This window comes from Novosphingobium sp. MBES04 (assembly GCF_000813185.1).
Lineage (GTDB): Bacteria > Pseudomonadota > Alphaproteobacteria > Sphingomonadales > Sphingomonadaceae > Novosphingobium > Novosphingobium decolorationis.
In genome coordinates, this window is the sequence record NZ_DF850489.1 from 402,560 (window position 1) to 421,375 (window position 18,816).

Sequence of the window (18,816 nt, forward strand, 5' to 3'; positions counted from 1 at the left end):
CGGGTCGCAACCTGCAACAGGACAACAAGACTGGAGTTTGAGAATGAAGAAGATCGTGTTTGCTCTCGCCGCCGGAACCACCGCGCTCGCAACCCCCGCGATGGCGCAGAATGTCGGTCCGGTCGGTCCCTTCGAGGGTTTCCACGTCGAGGCTCTGGGCGGCTATGACCGCGTGGAAGCCGGCAGCAGCATCGATGACATGCCCCAGTTCGACAACGACGAGGGCATGGATGGCTTCAGCTACGGCGTGGGTGCGGGTTACGACCTCAAGATCGGCGAACGCTTCGTGGTCGGCCCCGAGGCGGAAATCACCTGGTCGACCGGCGACACCGATTTCGAGGACGGCAACTTCGGTGGCTTCGGCATCGGTGACGTCAGCGCCAGCCGCGACATCTATGCGGGGCTGCGCGCGGGTTACATCGTCAGCCCCTCGACCATGATCTACGCCAAGGGTGGTTACACCAACGCCAAGTTCGACGTGAACAACGCGTTCGAAGGCACCCGCTACGAGCGCGATGTCGACGCCGACGGTTGGCGCATCGGTGCCGGTGTCGAGCAGGCGGTGACCAACAACGTCTTCGCCAAGGTCGAGTACCGCTACTCCAACTATGGCCGCGCCGAGATCGACTATGGCGCCGACATTCCCGACAGCTCGCGCTTCGATGTCGACTTCGACCGTCACCAGGTCATGGCCGGCGTGGGCGTGCGCTTCTGATCTGAACCGGTTTCACGACCACCGAGCGGAAAGGGCGGGATCGAAAGGTCTCGCCCTTTTTCGCTTGGGGGCTCTCCGGCATCAGCGCAGGCGTGCGCAGCCCAGCAGCGCGGAGTCGATGGCCGAGGCGGCGCCCTGAAGCTCCCAGGTATTGGAGAAACGCCCGCCCTTCGCGCCGGTCGCGCTCAGCGTCATGTGCGGCGCGGCGCGCATGGCCGCGATGATCGCCGCGTTCTCGGCATCGTCGACAGGCCAGGCATCGCCGCCGCCGCCGATCAGGCGAAAGCGCTCCGATCCGACCCGAAGCGAGATCGCGCTGTCCTTGGCCATCGCGCGCGAGACGCGGAAATGCAGCTGGTTGCGCTGTCCGCGCTTGGGCCAGGTGCCGATCGCGGCAAACGGCTCGTAATCGCGCCAGAGCTGGCTGGGCGCGGCCTTGGCAATGGCATAGCAGCGTGGCACCACCGGATCGCGGAACACGCCCCAGTCGCCATAGAGCCCCAGGCTTTCGCGCGCACTGACCGATGTGGCGAGAAGCGCTCCGCCACAGACCGCCCCCAACAGAGCCAGGACCATCGACCTGGCGCGTGTCACGGCAGCCGGTCTTCGGGGTAAGTGATGGTCATGACTTCCCATTCCTTTGCGCCCGACGGCAGGCGCACCGTGCGCAGGTCGCCGATGGCCGCGCCGCGAAGCGCCTTGGTGAGGGGGGCGCTCCAGCCGATACGGCCTTGGCTGGCGTCCTGCTCATCGTCCCCGACAAGGGTCACGACCATGCGTTCGTCGTCCTCGTCGGCCAGTTCGACAGTCGCGCCGAAGAAGACCTTCCCCCGCTCGACCTGGCGGGCCGGGTCGATCACGCGCACTTTCTTCATGCGCCGGGCCAGGTAGCCCAGTTCGCGGTCAATCTCGCGCATGCGCTTGCGGCCGTAGAGGTAGTCCCCGTTTTCCGAGCGGTCGCCGTTGCCCGCGGCCCACGAGACGATCTCGACGATCTCGGGGCGTTCCTTGCCCAGGAGGTGGTCGTAGCGCGCGCGCAGGGCGGCAAATCCGGCAGGGGTGATCGGCGGGCCTTCGGGTTTCATGGGCCCCGTCATACGGCGCGGGAGAGGCGGGGCCAAGATGGCTTGCGATCTTCGTCCCCGGCTTGCGATCCGGTTATTAGTCGGACAAAAGGTGCGGGAGAGTTCACGGGAGCAAGGACCGGACATGACGAAGACGAGCATCGACCTTTCGCGCCGCAAGGCCCTCCAGGCCGCAGCGGGCCTTTCCGGCGTGGTCGCGGGCGGTTGCCGCTGGCCGCCCTCGCGGCAACGGGGGCAAAGGGGCAGACAAAAGCTGGCGCGAATGCGCAGGTGGGCGCGTTGGCTCCGGTCACCGATCTCGCGCCGAGGCCGCCGATGGGCTGGAACAGCTGGAACAGCTTTGCGGGCACGATCAACGAGGAGCAGTCCCTTGAAACGGCGGCCATCATGGCCGAGAAGCTGCTGCCCTTCGGCTACGATGTCTTCACCGTGGATATCCAGTGGTACGAGCCCGACGCGACGAGCTACTCCTACAACCCCAACCCGGTGCCCGCGCTCGATGGGCATGCACGCCTCCAGCCTGCACCCAATCGCTTCCCGTCCGCCAGGCAGGGGCAGGGCTTCGCGCCGCTGGCCGCCAAGGTCCATGCACTCGGTCTCAAGTTCGGCATTCACGTCATGCGCGGGATCGCGCGCCATGCCGTGAAGCTGGACCTGCCGATCGAGGGCACGCCCTACACCGCACGCGACATCGCCGACACCTCCAGCGTATGCCCGTGGAACCCGGACATGTACGGCGTCGACATGACCAGGCCCGGCGCGCAGGAGTACTACGACGGGCTTTTCCGGATGTACGCGAGCTGGGGCGTCGACTTCATCAAGATGGACGACATGAGCCGCCCCTACGATGCCCACGCGCCCGAAATCGAGGCGGCGGCCAGGGCCATTGCACGTTGCGGCCGTCCGATGGTGCTCAGCCTTTCGCCGGGCGAGACGCCGGTGCCGCGAGGAGGCCATGTGCGCCAGCACGCGCAGATGTGGCGCATCTCGGACGACTTCTGGGACGATTGGGGGCTGCTTGCCGCGCAGTTCACCCGGCTCGAGAACTGGAACATGTGGATGGGGCCGGGCTCCTGGCCAGACGCCGACATGCTGCCGCTCGGGCGCCTCGCGCTGGGTGACCGGGACACCAAGTTCACGCCCGACGAACAGGTCACGCTGATGACGCTGTGGTCGATCGCCCGCTCGCCGCTCATCATGGGCGGGGACCTGCGCTATCTTGATGCGGCGACCCTGGCGCTGCTGACCAATCCCGAGGTGCTCGGCGTCAACCAGAACTCGACCGCGAACGCGCCGCACTTCCTGGAGGACGGCCTCAAGGTCTGGACGGCGCGGGACGAGCGCGGTTTCGCGATCTACCTGGCGCTCTTCAACCTCGCGCCGGAGGCGCGCGAAGTTTCGGTCCGGCTCGACAAGGTCGGGATTGTCGGCAGTTTCCTGCTGCGTGACCTCTGGGAACGCCAGGATAGGGGCGATGTGAAGGGCGCCGTCTCGGCGCAGGTGCCGGGGCACGGGGCGAAGTTTTATAAACTGACGCCGCTGGTTTGAAGAGGAAAAGGAAAGTTCCGAGGGCCATCGCCCTCGGGCTCCCCAAACTGTCGACCTCACCTTTCGCGCGCTGCGCTGGCTGAGATGGGTGAGGTCGCCAATTTTGGGGTCAAGGGGCGATGGCCCCTTGAATCGTCCTTCTTCTTTCTTAACCCGGCGTACGCTTGCCCATGAGCTTCGAGGTCAGGTTGGGCCCCTTGTAGTCCCCCTTATCGGGATACATCGCCTCGTAGACTGTCGCGTTCTCGAGCACGCGCATGACGTAGTTCTTGGTCTCGTAGAACGGGATCTGCTCGATCCAGTCGACCCATTCGATCTCGCCCTTGCGCGGATCGCCGTTGGCGCGCAGCCACTTGTTCACGTTGCCCGGCCCTGCGTTGTACGCGGCAATCGCCAGCGGACGGGCGCCGCCGTAGTAATCCATCATGCGCGCGAAGAAGCCGGTGCCCAGCTGGATGTTGTAGACCGGATCGGCCGTCAGCTTGTCGACCGAATAGGAAAGGCCCAGTTTGCCCGCGGTTTCGCGCGCGGTTGCGGGCATGAGCTGCATCAACCCGCGCGCGCCCGCATGGCTGATCGCGTTCTGGGCAAACTGGCTTTCCTGACGGGTGAGGGCATGAGCCATGGTCCAATCCGTACCGGAGGGCACCGGCATCGTCGGGAACGCGACGGCGCCGAAGGCATCGTGGCCTTCGCCGTGCGCGCTCTGGCCCAGGATCACGGCCAGGTCGCGCCGGCCGATCTCGCGGGCAAGGTCGGCGACGAGCTTGTGCTCGATCTCGGTCTCGGCCTGGCCTGCGATCTCGCGGAAGAACTGGACGCCGGTGCGCCAGTCGGCGCTGCGGGCCACGTCACGCACGGCCTTGGTGATGGGCCTGGCGTTGAACTCGGCGCGCTGGGCAGGTGTGGGCTGCGCGCTGGAGCGGGTATCGAGATCGGGCAGCGGACGGCCAAGGCGTTCGAGCGAGAGCTGGCCGTAGAAATAGTGCGGGTACTGCGCGGCCATCTCGAAGTAGCGGCGTGCGCCGCTTTCATCGCCCGCCTTGGAGAGCGCGCGTCCGGCCCAGTAGAAGCCCTTGGAGCGGGTGCCGGGTGTCTGTGCGGCCGCACCGTATCGGTAGAACAGCGGCGCGGCGCGGCGCGCATCGCCCAGCGACCACAGCGCCTTGGTTCCGCCCAGCCATACCAGCGAAGTGTAATCGTCGCGCAGGCGGTAGGAGAGACGGGAGATGTCGGTTCCGGGCGCGAAGGCATCGTCGATCGAGGCGGCGATGGCGACCGCGTTCGACGGGCCGGTGCCGCGTGCGGCGGTCAGCAGTTCGCGCACCCATTTTTCGGGCTCGGGCACCGGTTCGCGCAGCTTGGGGCGATCGACGAGAAAGGCGATGGCGCCGGGCAGGTTGCCGTTGCGACGCGCCTGCGAGACGCGGTTGAAGGCGTAGCCGGGATCGGTCGTGACATCGCTGGGAAGATCCAGGCCGAGCGTGCCGGGCGCGGTTCCCTGGAGCAGGGCGAGGCGCTCCATGAAAACGGCGCGGCGCGCAGGGGAGACGAACGAGATCTGCCGTTCGGCCTGCGGTGTCTGGCCCTGCCACAGGAGCGCATCCATGCGCGCGTCGTGATCGGCCGGGGTAAACTGGTTCCGGTAGAGCGAGAGCAGGGTGGTTTCCGCGTTCTCGGTCAGGTCGCCGCCGCGCCAGGCCGCGCGGGCCTTGTCGAGAGCGTCGTCGCGGCGCACGGCGGCGAGCGCGGTGGCATAACGGCCAGCCGCTTCGTTGCCGAGCGGAGGGAAGCGGTCGAAGAAGGAAAGCACGGTGCGCGGCTCAGGCGATTCGCGCAGCATCGCCTTTTCGGCGTAGCCGCGAATCTTCTCTTCCTGCGGATACCCCGGATAGGTGAGCAGGAAGCTGGCGTAAGTCCCGAAATCGAGTCGGTCGCTGGCCACCACGCGGCGCCAGTCGTCGATTGATTGGTGGACGCGAATGTCGATGTCCTGGGACTGGCGGGCCCGCGCAAGGTCCCATTCCCGGGCCTCCTGGGCCGTTTCCTGGGCCATGGAGGGCGAGGGGAGTGCGCCGAGCGCAACCGTCGCCAGGAGAGAAGAAACTCGCAACATACTGGACATCGTGGAGGGTGGCTCCTTATCAGGCCCTGAACGTAAGGCTTGGCGGCGGGACATGTTCCCGCTGGCTGATCCGAACACTTGCGCATCACTAGGGGTAAAGTCCATGTTCTCGGGGTCCATACCGGCACTTGTCACACCGTTTCGCGACGGTGCGTTCGATGAAGCGGCGTTTCGCCGCCTGGTCGACTGGCAGATCGAAAGCGGTTCCTCGGCGCTCGTGCCGTGCGGCACGACGGGTGAGAATTCCACGCTTTCCAACGCCGAGCACCACCGCGTCATCGAAGTCTGCATCGAGCAGGCCGCGGGCCGGGTTCCGGTCATTGCGGGCTGCGGCAGCAACGACACGATGAACGCACTTCTCCACATGAATTTCTCGAAGAAGTGCGGGGCCACCGCGGCCCTCGTGGTCGCGCCCTACTACAACAAGCCGAGCCAGGAAGGCCTCTTCGCGCACTTCGCCTATCTGGCCGAGCATGCCGAGCTGCCGATCCTGCTCTACAACGTGCCGGGCCGCACGGTCTCGGACCTCAAGCCCGAAACCGTGTGCGAGCTGGCGCGCCGCTATCCCGGCAAGATCATCGGCATCAAGGATGCAAGCGGCGACCTCAGCCGCGTGACCGACCACCGCATGGGGATCGGCAAGGACTTCTGCATGCTTTCGGGCGATGATGAACTGGCGCTGCCCTTCAACGCGGCGGGCGGTTCGGGCTGCATCTCGGTGACGGCGAACGTCGCGCCGGCCCTGTGTGCCGAGTTCCAGGCGGCCTGCGCGGCCAACGACCTGGCCCGTGCGCGTGAGCTCAACGACAAGCTCTACCCGCTGCACTACGCCATGTTTGAGGACAGCTCGCCGGGGCCGTGCAAGTACGCGCTGGCGCAGGTCCACGACTGGATGGAGAACGAACTGCGCCTGCCGCTCGTCCCCTGCAACGACACCGCCCGCAAGGCCGTGGACGAAGCGCTGGTTCACGCCGGACTGCTCTGAGCCTTCTGGCCAGACACTGAAAATGAAAAAGGGGGCGCCGCAAGGTCGCCCCCCTTCTTTTTCGGGATCAGTCCGCCGGGTTGTGCCTGGCCACGAAGCCGACCACGGCTTTCAGCATGGCCTTTCGGGTCTCGGCGCGCGAGAGCCAGTGGTCCTCTTCGTCGAGCACCACGACCTCATAGGGTTTGCCCGCATCCTTGAGCGCATCGGCCATCTTGCTGCTCTGTTCGAAGGGTACGACTGTATCGTCCTTGCCGTGCACAAGCAGGATCGGGGCGTCGGCATCCTCGGCATGACGGCGCGGCGAGATCGCATCGAAATCGCCCCTGTCGCCCAGGTCCTCCTGGAGGGAATTGCGTACCATGCGCGAGCCTCCGCTCTCGTAGACGTCGGTGCGGTACATGAGAGAAATGTCCGAGACCCCCGCGACCGAGGCCGCACAGCGGTAAAGGCCCTGTTGCAGCGTGACCCCCGCGAGCGCGGCATAGCCGCCGTAGCTTGCGCCCACGATGCAGGCCCGTGTTGGGTCGATGATCCCTTTCTCGGCGAGCGCTTGTACGCCATCGGAAATGTCGGTTTGCATGGCTCGGCCCCACTGGCCATGTCCGGCATTGCGCAGTTCGGCCGTTCGGCCGGTCGAGCCTCGAAAGTTGGGCTGGAATACGGCATAGCCGCGTGAGGCGAAGGCCTGGGCCCACCAATCGAAGCCGACCTCGTCGCTGGCGTGCGGACCGCCGTGGGGCAAGACCACAAGCGGCAGGTCGCGCGCCTCGCGGCCCGGCGGCAGGCTGAGCACGCCGTCGAGCTTTAGGCCGTCCCCCGCAGTGTATTCGAATGCGGAGACAGGGCCGACCTGCGCGGTGTCGATAGCGGGGCGGTCGTTGCCAATGGCTTCGGCCCTGCGGCCGGGAACGTCGACCCAGTACCAGGTGCCGCTGTCGGCGTTGCCTTCGGTATGGACAAGCACCTGGTCGAGGTTCGCCGTCCAGTCCTGGAGGCGAGGGTTGCGACCGGGAAAGGCCTTGAAGATCATCGCCAGCTTGGTGTCGAGCTGGGGGTCGAACATGACCGTTTTCGCGCTCTCGCCCGCTTCGCGGTAGCCCATGATCTGCCCGTTGCGCGGATCTGTGTACAGCCGTTCGATGGCGATATTGGGCAGGTATTCGACGGGTTCGCCGCCTGCGAGGGGAACCTCGAACCAGCGGTCGCGGCCTTCCTGGTCACGCAGCTCATAGACGATGGTGCGCCCGTCCTTGCCAAAGGCGATGAGGCCCGCGCCATGGGTCGGATCATTGCCCCGGGCCAGTTCGTCGCCCTGCGCACTGACGATGTCCCAGGCGCCGGTGCGGGTATTGATGTCGAGCGTGGCTGCGACCACGCCCTGGCCGTCGACCAGCCAGTCGCGCCGGTGATCCTCACTGGCTGCGCGCGCGGCAAGGTCTACCCGGTTGCGAGCCAGATCCACGGCGTAGAGTGTCGGGCGGCCGTGGAGGAACTGTGGATCGCCCATCCCGCGTACACCCAGCTCGATACCCCCGAAATAGCCGATGGTCCTGCCATCGACCCGGCGGATGCCATGCGCCCCGCGCGTGGTGTCCGCGACCCTGCGCGTGTTGCCAAAGACAAGCCCGGTGGCGTTATCGGGATTGAGCGGAACGATGATCGTGCCGGTCATCTCGTATTTGGACGCGGTGAAATTCATGCCCAGCGACACCGTCGCCGAGTTGGTGATGAGGATCGTCTCGTCGTCGGCCCAGGTCAGGCCGCGAAACTTGTTGGTGCCCATCGGCACGCGCTCGATCGGCTGGATCTGCGAATCGAGAACGACCAGCCAGAACTGTCCGCTGGAGTAGCGGATCGAGGCGGTCCGGGTGCCGTCCGGCGATATGGCGATGTCGACAACGGCGGGAAGGTCGCCATAGGCATCGAGCGCGGGCGGCTCGGGCGCTGCGGCGAGGGCGGACGCGGAGCCCAACGTCGGCACAGCGGCGAAAAGAAGACCGGCGGCCACGAAGCGCGCCACCGTGCACCGAATCTGACGGCTGTATGCTGGCATATCGAAAAAAGATCCCCCTGGCCGGTCCCCCATGGCCGCCACGGCCAGATTAGCCTGGCCCTTTCTGAAATCCAGTCTCGCTTTCATGAGCTTGATAGAGCGGCGGAGGGGGGGCTCTTCATGTGGGGAAGGGCGTGCCCTGTCCGCCAGGCGAGAGGCTGCCGGCCTTGCCCCGGGCAATTTTCGGCAGGCGCGTGAGGGGCATGTCCTCCCAAAGTCGGGCTAATCGTTTTCAGCCGTTTCTTTTTGCCGCGCGCATCACTACATGCGCCTTCACCATGGCACGTCCGCAACGCACTACATTCGACAAGACCAAGACCGTCGCCGAAAACCGCCGGGCCCGCTTCGATTACCATATCGAGGAAAAGTTCGAGGCCGGAATCGCGCTGACAGGCACCGAGGTGAAGTCCCTGCGCTTTGGCGAAGGCTCGATCGCCGAATCCTACGCCGAGATCAGCGGCGGGGAATGCTGGCTGATCAACGCCAACGTGCCCGAGTTCAGCCACGGCAACCGGTTCAACCACGAGCCCAAGCGCCCGCGCAAGCTCCTGCTGCACGAGCGCGAAATTTCGCGCCTGCAGGGCGCGGTGGAGCGCAAGGGCATGACCCTGGTGCCGCTCTCGGTCTACTTCAACAGCCGGGGGCGTGCGAAAGTCGAACTCGCGCTCGCCAAGGGCAAGAACGCCGCCGACAAGCGCAACACGGTCAAGGAGCGGGACTGGAAGCGCGAACAGGGCCGCTTGCTGCGAGAACACGGATGATCACCGCCTTCGGGCGCCAGGCACGCCGGTTTGACCGGCAGGCGCCGGCCCAGGATCAGATCGCGGCCATGAGCCGCGCGGACCTGCGCTTCGGTCTTGAGAGCGGTTTGGTCTCGTGAGCCACGGATCTCTCCTCCACCGGATTTCGGCGGCGCTGCAAAAGCGCATGCCGAGCCGTGAAGACGTGGCGGGGAACAAGTGGCTCGCGCCGGTCGCGGGACGCGCGCTCAGCCCCGAGCTCTGGCGCTTTACCCGCCGTTCGGTGCCACGCGGCGTGGCGCTGGGCCTGTTCGCAGCCTTCATCATCCCGATCGGGCAGATCTTCCTGGCCTGCCTGCTGGCCTTTCCGGCCCGCGCGAACGTGGCGGTCGCCGCGCTCCTCACTTTCGTGACCAACCCGCTGACCCTGCCCTTCTGGTTCGTGGTCGCGAACCGCGTCGGGCACTTCTTCCTGAAGCCGGGAAGCGCCGATGAGGTGGTGCAGGCCGCCGCGCAGGGCAGCAGCGTGTGGAACGATGTCAACTGGTTTGCCCATTCCGCAGGCCAGGCCGCGCTCGGCTTCGTCATCCTCGCCATCGTCAGTTCGGCGCTGGGATATCTTGTCGCGGGTTGGGTATGGCGGTACTGGATCGGGCATAAGCAGCGCGAGCGCCGCCTGCGCAAGCCGGGCAAGCGTGGTCGCACGCCGCCGGACATGAGGACGGAACAGGACGAGTGATCTCAGCCGAGGATACGCCGCAGCCTGCAAACCGCCGCTCCCTGATCGATGTGCTGGTCGTGGTCGGTGCTCTTGCCGCCAGCCTCGCCCTGGTGTGGGTCCTCACCCGCGATCCGGTGCTCAGCGCGGTCTTTGGCGGAGCCATGCTCGTTTTTGCAGGACTGGCCTTCGTTCTGTCCCGGCGCGGCGGCGAAGTCGCCAGCCCCGATTTTGCCCAGCCCGACTGGTCGGTGACGGTCGCCGCGATCGAGCGTCCGGACGTGGCCGTCGCGATTACCGACAGGGCCGGGCGGCTGACCTGCGCCAACACCATCTTCGAGAGCCAGTTCGGGGTCGCGAGCGCGCCGCCGATGCTGGCGCTCGATGCGGCCTCGCAGGAGCGGCTCGCTCAGGCGACGCGCGTAGCCTTGCGCGACGGACAGGCCACGTGCGATGTCGCGGCCGAGGCCCCGGCTGGGCTCGGTGCTCCGCTCTGGACCGCGCAGCTGCGCCGGGCCGGGCGCGGTGACGATTTCCTGATCTGGACCTTCACGCCCCAGTCCGCGCCCGATCTTGTCGGGGGCTTCGCGCAGCATCTCGAAGGCGGCCTTGGCCGGGGGCTGGCACGGGCGGGCATCGCCGCCGCGCTGGTCGAGCCGGATGGCACGATCCGCGCGGCCAGCGCGCTCTTTGCCGAACAGGCGGCGGGCGATCCCGAGGCAAGCCTTGTCGGAACCGACTTCATCGAACTTCTCGCCCGTGACGAGAACGACACGATCAGCTGGGCCCGCAGCGAAAGTCATGGCGAGCCGATGGTTCTCTACGCCGTGCCGGTCGCCGATCCCGATACGCCTGACCCGCTCGACGAGACGACGACGCCGTCGCTGATGCTGGCGGTTCCCGCCTCGCAGGGGATCGGCGCGCGCGCCGGAGGCAGCGGCGCTTCACCGCATCTGGAAGCGCTTCTGGCGCAGCTTCCACTGGGGCTTGCCATGGCCGATCGCGATGGCCGCCTGCTCTTTGCCAATTCCGCCTTCATGCGCGCGGCTGGCCGTGAGGGCGAGGACGCACCGACCTATCCCACCGACCTCGTCGTGCGTGAGGACAAGCGGGCGCTCTCCGAGGCGATCCGCCGCTTTGCGCAAGGTCCGTCCAGCGCAGGCGACATCGCCGTGCGCCTGTCCGCACAGGCGGAGGATCCGGTCTCGCTTAGCCTTGCCGGTGTGCGGGGGCTGGGCGATGCGGCGGTCCTCCTGGGGCTCACGGATACCTCGGAGGAAACCCGGCTCAAGCGCCAGGTCGCGCAGGCGACCAAGATGCAGGCCGTGGGCCAGTTGGCGGGCGGTGTCGCCCACGATTTCAATAACGTGCTGACCGCGATCCTGGGCACCTGCGATCTTATGCTGATGCGCCATACGCCGGGCGATTCCGACTACGACGACATCCAGCAGATCCGGGCCAATTCCAACCGGGCGGCCTCGCTGACCCGCCAGCTTCTTGCCTTCTCGCGCCAGCAGACGCTGCGCCCCGAAGTCCTTCAGCTGCCCGACGTGGTGGCCGACGTCTCGCAGATGCTGCGCCGCCTCATTGGTGAGAAGATCGAGCTGGTGGTCAAGCACGACCGTGATCTGGGCCCCGTGCGCGCCGACCCCACGCAGTTGGAGCAGGTGATCGTGAACCTGTGCGTCAATGCGCGCGATGCGATGCAGGGGCGCGGCGACGGCTCGGGCAAGCTTACCCTCTCCACCCGCAAGGTCCTGACAAGCGACGCGCGCACCTCCGCAGCGAGATCATCCCGGCGGGTGACTACACCGCGCTCATTGTCGAGGATACGGGCGGCGGCATTCCGCCCGACGTCATCGGCAAGATTTTCGAGCCGTTCTTCACCACCAAGGAGCAGGGCAAGGGCACTGGCCTTGGGCTCTCCACCGTCTATGGCATCGTCAAGCAGTCGGGCGGCTTCATCTTCGCCGAAAGCGAACCGGGCAAGGGGACGCGCTTCGTGGTCTACCTGCCCGTCTACCATCCCGCGCCGGGCGCGCAGGTGGAGGCCGACGCACCCGAAGCGCAGGCCGAGACCGAGCCGAGCCAGTGGGCGGGGGGCGGGCGCATCCTGCTCGTCGAGGACGAGGTGACCGTCCGGATCATCGCCGAGCGTGCGCTGGTGCGCCAGGGCTACGAAGTGACCTGCGCCGAGGATGGCGAGGACGGCCTTGCCAAGGTCGAGGACGTGATCGCGGCCGGGGGCGGATTTGACCTGGTCGTCTCCGACGTCGTCATGCCCAGCCTCGACGGACCCGGCATGGCGCGCGAGATCCGCGCCATCGTGCCGGGCATGCCGGTGCTGTTCATGTCCGGCTATGCCGAGGAGCAATTGCGCAAGGAAATCGGGCTCGCCAATGCCTGGTTCATGCCCAAGCCGTTTTCGGTGCAGCAGCTCTCCGAAAAGGTCGGTGAGGTTCTTGCCCGCACCGCAAAGTAGCGCCGACTCCGCGCGCCTCTGTTCGAAACTGTGGAAACGGACGGTTCGTGCATCCGTGTCGCTGTGGCCATGAAGTGCGGGCCTTCGTGACCGGCGGTGGCATGCAGCGAGTGGCGCAAGTGGGCGCAGGCGTACAGGCGATCATCTGAGGGTGGTGGAGGTGTGCGCCGCCGAAAAGTCCCCGTTTCGGAAGGTTTAGGGGCGGGGTTACGTGCGGCCAGAGCGTGCGTACCTGCGCCATGCGGATGGTCGATGCGGCCCGCTGCACTCTGACCTGCAGGCGGTTAAAATTTGTTCAAATGCAGATGTTCTCATCTTGTTCGATGAGAACAAATGGAATACATAGTCCCCGGTGACGTTGACCTTTCCGGTCAGCCCGGTAGCACAGGGGAAGTTTTATGGCTGCTCAGCTCAAGCTGATCCAGGAAGGCAAGGAAAAGGACGCGATGGACCGTCAGAAGGCGCTCGACGCGGCACTCGCACAGATCGACCGTGCGTTTGGCAAGGGCTCGGCTATGAAGCTGGGCTCGAAGGAAACCATGCAGGTCGAGGCGATCTCGACCGGCTCGCTAGGGCTCGACATTGCACTCGGCATCGGCGGCCTGCCCAAGGGCCGCGTGATCGAGGTGTACGGCCCGGAAAGCTCGGGCAAGACCACGCTCGCGCTGCACGTCATTGCCGAGGCGCAGAAGAATGGCGGCACGGCGGCGTTCGTCGATGCCGAGCACGCGCTTGACCCGGTCTACGCCAAGAAGCTGGGCGTGGACATCGATGAGCTGGTCGTCTCGCAGCCGGACACCGGTGAGCAGGCGCTGGAGATCACCGACACCCTGGTGCGCTCGAACGCGATCGACGTGCTGGTGGTCGACTCGGTCGCCGCGCTCGTTCCCCGCGCGGAAATCGAAGGCGAGATGGGCGACAGCCACGTCGGCCTCCAGGCCCGCCTGATGAGCCAGTCGCTGCGCAAGCTGACCGGCTCGATCAACCGTTCCAAGTGCATGGTGATCTTCATCAACCAGCTGCGCATGAAGATCGGTGTCATGTACGGCAACCCGGAGACGACGACGGGCGGTAACGCGCTCAAGTTCTACGCCTCGGTCCGTCTCGACATTCGTCGCACCGGCCAGATCAAGGATCGTGACGACATCATCGGCAACTCGACCCGCGTGAAGGTGGTGAAGAACAAGGTGGCCCCGCCCTTCAAGCAGGTCGAGTTCGACATCATGTACGGCGAGGGCATCTCCAAGATCGGCGAGATCCTCGATCTGGGCGTGAAGGCGGGTATCGTCGAGAAGTCGGGTTCGTGGTTCAGCTACGATTCGATCCGCATCGGCCAGGGCCGCGAGAACGCCAAGAACTTCCTTAAGGAAAACACGGAAGTCTGTGATCGGCTCGAGAAGGCGATCCGCGGCCAGCGCGAAGGCCTCTCCGAAGAGATGATGGTCGGCCCCTCGGCAGAAGACGAGGAATAAGTCTTCCCGAACCTCCACCGCGAAGCGGTGGAAGGCATGATCAAAACGAAAAGAGCCCCGGCCGGAAGGTCGGGGCTCTTTTCGTTTTGCCGTGATCGGGCGGGACGAAGTTCGGGAATCAAGGAGCAAGAGAACAAGAGGGTAAGCATGCAAGGGGCCATTGCCCCTTGACCCCGGAATGGGCGACCTCACTGCTCCCAGCCACGGTGGCGCGTCAAAGGTGAGCTCGACAGATCTCGGAGCCCGAGGGCAATGGCCCTCGGCAATCATCCCTTCACATCTTGTGAACCTGCCTCAGGAACTTCGATCCAGCAGGTCGAGGAAATTGCGGGCCGCCTCGCGTTCGGCCTCGTCCTTGAAGGCCACGTCGAGGTCGGGGGCCTGTCCGAACATGTGCATGAGCGCCCAGAGCGCAAAGCGGCGGCCGGGGTCTTTCTCCATGCCCAGGTCCACCTTCATCTTTTCCAGTCCGCTCTCAAGCGCGCCGGGGCTGATGGTGGCGGGATCGTCGGTGCCGAAGTAGCGGCGAAGTTGGTCGTTGAAATCCATGGCGTGGGCTCGCGTGTCAGTCGTTGGAGGTCAAGACCTTTGCGTAGGCTTGCGCATCGGTATTGCCGCCCGAGAGGACGACGGCGGTCTGCGGGCCGACCTCGACCTTGCCGGCAAGGACGGCAGCCAGCGCGGCCGCGCCGCCCGGTTCGACGACGAGGCGGAGTTTCTCGAAGGCGAGGCGCTGGGCGCAGCGCACTTCGGCCGGGGTGACGGTCAGCCCGAAGGGGCAGTGCAGCGAGAGCACCGCGAAGTTGATGGGGTGCGTCGCGGGTGTCTGCAGCGCATCGCACGCCGTTGGCGGCGCGTCGGGCCCGACGGGCAGGATCTTTCCGGCGGCAAGGCTGCGGCAGACATCGTCCCAGCCTTCGGGCTCAACCGGGACGATGGCTGCGTCCGGGCAGGCAAGCGCAAGGCCCGCAGCCAGGCCGCCGCCGCCGCAAGGGGTGACGATCCGGTCGGGGCCCAGCCCGGTCATGTGTCCCATCTGCGCCGCGATCTCGATTCCGACCGATCCCTGGCCCTCGATCACCCAGGGGTCACCGAAGGGATGGACGAGCGTAGCCCCGCGCTCGGCGCAGAGTTTGCGGGCGACTTCGTCACGATCGACGCCGCCGGGGCGGTCGTAGAGCACCACCTCGGCGCCAAGTGCGCGCGTGTTGGCGAGCTTCACGGCGGGCGCATCGGTGGGCATGACGATGGTCGCGGCAATGCCGAGTTTGCGCGCGGCCCAGGCAATCCCTTGCGCGTGGTTGCCGCTCGACACGGCAAGGACCCCGCGCGTGCGGGCCTCGGCGTCAAGATCGGTCAGCCGGTTCCAGGCGCCTCGAATCTTGAAGGCGCCGATGGGCTGCAGGCATTCGGCCTTGCACCAGATCGTGGTGCCTTCGATGTCGAGGGAGAGCAGGGGTGTCTCGGGCAGGATCTCGGCCACTTTGCGGGCGGCGAGTTCGACACCTTCGTGCGTCGGATGGCGTAGATGGGGCTCGGTCATGCCCCGTCTCATAACCTCAGCGCGTCAGCCGCACCAACTGGTAATAGCGCATGGAGCCGTCCTGAATGTCACAGGCAAGCCCGTGGGCATGGGCCAGGTCACGGGCAACATCGGACAGCCCATGGCGCGGGCTGACATGGAACTTCGTCAGCCAGGCTCGAAGCGCGCGCCGAGCAGGCTGGGGGAGGCCCGCCGCATCGCCGAAGTCGACGATGTGAAGCGAGCCGCCCGGCGCGAGACAGGCGGCCGCGTGGGCCACGCAGGACTGCCAGTCCGGGATCATCGAGATCGCGTAGGAAAGGACGATCCGGTCGAAGCCCTCCCGTCCAAACAGCGCGACGGGATCGAAAGTCGTCGCATCTCCGAGCGCCAGTTCGCCCTGGCCGCCCAAGCGTTTGCGCGCGCTCTTGAGCATCTCGCGCGAGATATCGAGGCCGAACGGGCGGACACCGGGCCAGGCCTGACGGATCTGGGCAAGGTTGCGCCCGGTTCCGCAGCCCAGTTCCAGGACGGCCATGCCGGGCTCCGCGTCCAGTTCGCGGATCAGCCGGTCGCGCCCGAACAGGTAGTACTTGCGCGTCAGGTCGTAGATCGGGCGCTGCCAGCGGTAGATCGTGTCCATCAGGCGCGCGTGATCGCGGGGCTGGCTGGCCATGGCCCTATCCCTTGCGCACGTAGAGGTGGACGCCGCCGTAGATCGAGGAGCGGTCCGCCTCGGTTGCGCGGCGCGATTCGTCCTCGCGGTAGTCCCAGCAATCGAGAATGGCGTCGGGCACCCGGCCCGGCAGCAGCGTGGGCTCGGCCGCGGTGCGGAAAAGGACGCGCGCGCCCGGCGCAGCGACGCGGGTCATCTCGTGCCACAGGTCGGTGAGCTGCGTGTCGCTCATCCAGTCCTGTGCATCGAGGAGGATGAAGCGGTCGAAGGCGCCATGATCGCTCGCGCGCACGGTCTCTGTGAAATTGGCATGTTCGACCTGCACGCGGCCCAGCCGGTCGCGGACAGCCTGGATGTTGTCGCGCTGGAGGTAAGGGGGCAGCGGAGCCTCGCACGTACGTCCATACCCACGCGAGAAGGCTTGCCAGGCAAAGTAGTTGTCGTTGACCGGAAAGCCGCAGGCGAGCTTTTCGAGGCGCGCGCGCAGGACATCGGCCATGCGCTGCTCGCCGCCCAGGGCGTCGTACTGGGCCGGTGGAATGCCAAGGCCGAAGAGCGAGGCGGGATGGTTGGTGAGCCAGCGCACGAGACGGCGCTCGAAGACAGGGGCGAAGCGCTCGTCGAACAGGCGGCGCTGTTCCTCGACGCTTTCCGCGCCCAGGATCTCGGCGGGATCGAGGCGATAGAGGCGCGCGATCATGTGCGCGGCTCCGATGAACCCGCCGAGCAGGCCCTGCTTGTAGATCCCGCGCGTGAAGGCGCGGATACGGCGGCGCCCGACAAGGTCACGCCCTTCCCAGTAGCGGCGCGTCGTCTCGTCGAGGTGCGGGGCGAGCCGTTCGCGGTAGATTGCGACATTGCCCGGATGGTCCGCCTCGGCGATGAACCGGCGCAGTTCGGCGTAGGTGGTGAGTTCGCGGATCGCGACGTGCTTCAGCTTGTTGAGCGCAACGTGCGCGGTGTTGAGGTCCACCACCGTTACCGAGGCCGGGTTCGCGGTGAGATAGGACAGCGCGTTGCAGCCCCGCTTGCAATCGTGAGGATTCGGCTGTCGGCATCGAGCGCGAGCGCCTCCATGTCGGCGACCGGATCTTCCCAGATCTGGGCGTAGACCAGCCCCTTGAAGGCGAGCGCGAAGGCCTTGTCGAGCAGCCTGGCCCCCGCGCGCGCTTCGCGGCGGACGACGGCGCCGTCGATCAGGTTGGCTTTCGTGGCGGGGGCGGGAGCGGTCATGCGGGAGGTCACGGGCAGGATGTCCTTTGCCGATGCGAGGGTGTGTCGCGTCTCATGACCGCTGTGCCGCCCTCGCGTGACCGCGCGATGACGTCTCGGGGACGCTTTATGACAGCTGCAAAAGCGCACCTGCATGCACCTTGATGTGCAAATCGGGGAGGGCGCGCAGTTGAGTTGTCACGCAGGACCCTTATATGCGGGCCTTTCCCCGGCTCGCGGCGAAGGAGAATGACAGGTGAGCAAGGTTCTGGTTATCGGCGCAGGTGGCGTCGGCTCGGTCGCGGTCCACAAGATGGCCATGAATCCCGATATCTTCAGCGATATCCATCTTGCGAGCCGCACGGTCTCCAAGTGCGAGGCGATTGCCGAATCGGTCAAGGACCGCACCGGCGTCACGATCAACACCTACGCCATTGATGCCGACGATGTGGCGGCGACCTCGGACCTGATCCGCCAGATCGGCCCCGAACTCGTCGTCAATCTCGCGCTGCCCTACCAGGATCTTGCGATCATGGATGCGTGCCTGGCGACCGGCGTCAACTACATGGACACCGCGAACTACGAGCCCAAGGACGTGGCCAAGTTCGAGTACCACTGGCAGTGGGCCTACCAGGACAAGTTCAAGGAAGCCGGCCTCACCGCCCTCCTGGGTTCGGGTTTCGATCCGGGCGTGACCAGCGTGTTCGCGATGTGGCTCAAGAAGCACAAACTGAAGACCATCCGCACGCTCGACATCCTCGACTGCAACGGCGGTGACCACGGCCAGGCCTTCGCGACCAACTTCAACCCGGAAATCAACATCCGCGAAGTGACCGCGCCCGCGCGCCACTGGGAGAACGGCGAGTTCGTCGAGACCCCGGCGATGGCGAACAAGCAGGCCTTCGACTTCGAGGCTGTCGGCCCGAAGAACATGTACATGATGTACCATGAGGAACTGGAAAGCCTCGCCAAGTTCCTGCCCGAGATGGAACGTGGCCGCTTCTGGATGACCTTTGGCGATGAGTACATCAAGCACCTCACCGTGCTGCAGAATGTGGGCATGACCCGCATCGATCCGGTCCTGTACAACGGCGTCGACATCGTGCCGCTGCAGTTCCTCAAGGCCGTGCTGCCCGAGCCCAGCTCGCTCGGTTCGACCACCAAGGGCAAGACCAACATCGGCGACATCGCGACCGGCGAAGCGCTCGACGGCTCGGGTGAGAAGACGTTCTACATCAAGAACATCTGCGATCACGAAGACGCCTTCGAGGAAACCGGCAACCAGGCCGTCTCCTACACCACCGGCGTTCCCGCAATGGTCGGCGCGGCCATGCTGCTGACGGGCAAGTGGAAGGGCGAGGGCGTGTTCAACATGGAGCAGTTCGATCCCGATCCGTTCCTGGAGATGCTGGGCGAGCAGGGCCTGCCCTGGACCGTCGAGGAACTCGCCGAACCGCTGCCGTTCTGATCGCGCGCGGCG

The 18,816-nt window shown here is 66.1% G+C and carries 15 protein-coding genes and 2 pseudogenes; 9 read left to right on the forward strand and 8 right to left on the reverse strand.

The features are described from left to right. Window positions 1–43 precede the first annotated feature (43 nt). On the forward strand, window positions 44–715 hold the full coding sequence (locus MBENS4_RS15595) for an outer membrane protein (protein WP_039392752.1): 672 nt from the start codon (window positions 44–46) through the stop codon (window positions 713–715). A gap of 81 nt (window positions 716–796) precedes the next feature. Here the strand turns inward: MBENS4_RS15595 and MBENS4_RS15600 are convergent, their stop codons facing one another. Together MBENS4_RS15600 and MBENS4_RS15605 are read right to left on the reverse strand one after the other, a co-directional pair. Further along, the gene (locus MBENS4_RS15600; RefSeq protein WP_340140842.1) at window positions 797–1,309 is read right to left on the reverse strand and encodes a hypothetical protein; all 513 of its coding nucleotides are present in this window, start codon (window positions 1,307–1,309) and stop codon (window positions 797–799) included. Continuing rightward, window positions 1,306–1,800, reverse strand: coding sequence for a GreA/GreB family elongation factor (locus tag MBENS4_RS15605; RefSeq protein ID WP_039392753.1), 495 nt, complete (start codon window positions 1,798–1,800; stop codon window positions 1,306–1,308). Before MBENS4_RS15605 ends, MBENS4_RS15600 begins: the two co-directional genes overlap by 4 nt. 270 nt (window positions 1,801–2,070) lie before the next feature. Between MBENS4_RS15605 and MBENS4_RS15610 the strand changes: the two genes are divergently transcribed. Then, complete coding sequence (locus MBENS4_RS15610) at window positions 2,071–3,348, forward strand: glycoside hydrolase family 27 protein (protein ID WP_445321518.1); 1,278 nt, start codon at window positions 2,071–2,073, stop codon at window positions 3,346–3,348. Between the two features lie 148 nt (window positions 3,349–3,496). On the opposite strand, the gene MBENS4_RS15615 is transcribed toward MBENS4_RS15610, so the two are convergent. Next, window positions 3,497–5,473: a lytic transglycosylase domain-containing protein gene (locus tag MBENS4_RS15615; RefSeq protein ID WP_039392754.1), complete on the reverse strand. Its 1,977-nt coding sequence runs from the start codon at window positions 5,471–5,473 to the stop codon at window positions 3,497–3,499. 103 nt (window positions 5,474–5,576) lie between these two features. Here MBENS4_RS15615 and dapA point away from each other — a divergent pair, with 103 nt between their 5' ends. After that, window positions 5,577–6,458, forward strand: a complete 882-nt coding sequence (gene dapA, locus MBENS4_RS15620; protein WP_039392755.1) for a 4-hydroxy-tetrahydrodipicolinate synthase — start codon at window positions 5,577–5,579, stop codon at window positions 6,456–6,458. A gap of 67 nt (window positions 6,459–6,525) precedes the next feature. Here dapA and MBENS4_RS15625 read toward each other — a convergent pair whose 3' ends face one another. Further along, window positions 6,526–8,514 (reverse strand): alpha/beta hydrolase family protein, encoded by a 1,989-nt coding sequence (locus tag MBENS4_RS15625; RefSeq protein ID WP_084592195.1) that lies wholly within the window; start codon window positions 8,512–8,514, stop codon window positions 6,526–6,528. A gap of 278 nt (window positions 8,515–8,792) precedes the next feature. Between MBENS4_RS15625 and smpB the strand changes: the two genes are divergently transcribed. The 5 genes and pseudogenes from smpB to recA all read left to right on the forward strand — a co-directional run bounded on the left by smpB (window position 8,793) and on the right by recA (window position 13,926). Then, window positions 8,793–9,275 carry an SsrA-binding protein SmpB gene (gene smpB, locus MBENS4_RS15630; RefSeq protein WP_039392756.1) on the forward strand — a complete coding sequence of 161 codons (483 nt, stop codon included), beginning with the start codon at window positions 8,793–8,795 and terminating at the stop codon, window positions 9,273–9,275. Beyond that, on the forward strand, window positions 9,272–9,394 hold the full coding sequence (locus MBENS4_RS27230) for a hypothetical protein (protein WP_255352666.1): 123 nt from the start codon (window positions 9,272–9,274) through the stop codon (window positions 9,392–9,394). Before smpB ends, MBENS4_RS27230 begins: the two co-directional genes overlap by 4 nt. Before the next feature lie 47 nt (window positions 9,395–9,441). Further along, window positions 9,442–9,993 (forward strand): DUF2062 domain-containing protein, encoded by a 552-nt coding sequence (locus MBENS4_RS15635; protein WP_052322448.1) that lies wholly within the window; start codon window positions 9,442–9,444, stop codon window positions 9,991–9,993. Then, window positions 9,990–12,454, forward strand: a pseudogene (locus MBENS4_RS15640) (ATP-binding protein). The gene MBENS4_RS15635 and the pseudogene MBENS4_RS15640 overlap by 4 nt, the downstream one beginning before the upstream one ends. A gap of 398 nt (window positions 12,455–12,852) precedes the next feature. Continuing rightward, window positions 12,853–13,926, forward strand: a complete 1,074-nt coding sequence (recA, locus tag MBENS4_RS15645) for a recombinase RecA (protein ID WP_039392757.1) — start codon at window positions 12,853–12,855, stop codon at window positions 13,924–13,926. Window positions 13,927–14,220: 294 nt separating this feature from the next. On the opposite strand, the gene MBENS4_RS15650 is transcribed toward recA, so the two are convergent. The 4 genes and pseudogenes from MBENS4_RS15650 to MBENS4_RS15665 all read right to left on the reverse strand — a co-directional run bounded on the left by MBENS4_RS15650 (window position 14,221) and on the right by MBENS4_RS15665 (window position 17,357). Next, complete coding sequence (locus tag MBENS4_RS15650) at window positions 14,221–14,475, reverse strand: hypothetical protein (RefSeq protein WP_039392758.1); 255 nt, start codon at window positions 14,473–14,475, stop codon at window positions 14,221–14,223. A gap of 16 nt (window positions 14,476–14,491) precedes the next feature. Then, window positions 14,492–15,469 carry a threonine ammonia-lyase gene (locus MBENS4_RS15655; protein WP_052322449.1) on the reverse strand — a complete coding sequence of 326 codons (978 nt, stop codon included), beginning with the start codon at window positions 15,467–15,469 and terminating at the stop codon, window positions 14,492–14,494. 16 nt (window positions 15,470–15,485) lie between these two features. After that, a complete protein-coding gene (locus MBENS4_RS15660) occupies window positions 15,486–16,124 on the reverse strand; it encodes a class I SAM-dependent methyltransferase (RefSeq protein WP_039392760.1) in 639 nt (212 codons plus the stop codon). A 4-nt stretch (window positions 16,125–16,128) separates the two neighbouring features. Then, window positions 16,129–17,357, reverse strand: a pseudogene (locus MBENS4_RS15665) (DUF3419 family protein). A 235-nt stretch (window positions 17,358–17,592) separates the two neighbouring features. Here MBENS4_RS15665 and MBENS4_RS15670 point away from each other — a divergent pair. Beyond that, window positions 17,593–18,804 carry a saccharopine dehydrogenase family protein gene (locus tag MBENS4_RS15670; RefSeq protein WP_039392761.1) on the forward strand — a complete coding sequence of 404 codons (1,212 nt, stop codon included), beginning with the start codon at window positions 17,593–17,595 and terminating at the stop codon, window positions 18,802–18,804. Window positions 18,805–18,816: the final 12 nt, after the last annotated feature.

Coding starts and splice junctions, on each gene's coding strand:
- MBENS4_RS15595 (WP_039392752.1), top strand. CDS start 44: ATGAAGAAGATCGTGTTTGCTCTCGCCGCCGGAACCACCGCGCTCGCA.
- MBENS4_RS15660 (WP_039392760.1), bottom strand. CDS start 16,124: ATGGCCAGCCAGCCCCGCGATCACGCGCGCCTGATGGACACGATCTAC.
- MBENS4_RS15635 (WP_052322448.1), top strand. CDS start 9,442: ATGCCGAGCCGTGAAGACGTGGCGGGGAACAAGTGGCTCGCGCCGGTC.
- MBENS4_RS15615 (WP_039392754.1), bottom strand. CDS start 5,473: ATGTCCAGTATGTTGCGAGTTTCTTCTCTCCTGGCGACGGTTGCGCTC.
- dapA (WP_039392755.1), top strand. CDS start 5,577: ATGTTCTCGGGGTCCATACCGGCACTTGTCACACCGTTTCGCGACGGT.
- MBENS4_RS15655 (WP_052322449.1), bottom strand. CDS start 15,469: ATGACCGAGCCCCATCTACGCCATCCGACGCACGAAGGTGTCGAACTC.
- MBENS4_RS15605 (WP_039392753.1), bottom strand. CDS start 1,800: ATGAAACCCGAAGGCCCGCCGATCACCCCTGCCGGATTTGCCGCCCTG.
- MBENS4_RS15650 (WP_039392758.1), bottom strand. CDS start 14,475: ATGGATTTCAACGACCAACTTCGCCGCTACTTCGGCACCGACGATCCC.
- MBENS4_RS15625 (WP_084592195.1), bottom strand. CDS start 8,514: ATGCCAGCATACAGCCGTCAGATTCGGTGCACGGTGGCGCGCTTCGTG.
- smpB (WP_039392756.1), top strand. CDS start 8,793: ATGGCACGTCCGCAACGCACTACATTCGACAAGACCAAGACCGTCGCC.
- recA (WP_039392757.1), top strand. CDS start 12,853: ATGGCTGCTCAGCTCAAGCTGATCCAGGAAGGCAAGGAAAAGGACGCG.
- MBENS4_RS27230 (WP_255352666.1), top strand. CDS start 9,272: ATGATCACCGCCTTCGGGCGCCAGGCACGCCGGTTTGACCGGCAGGCG.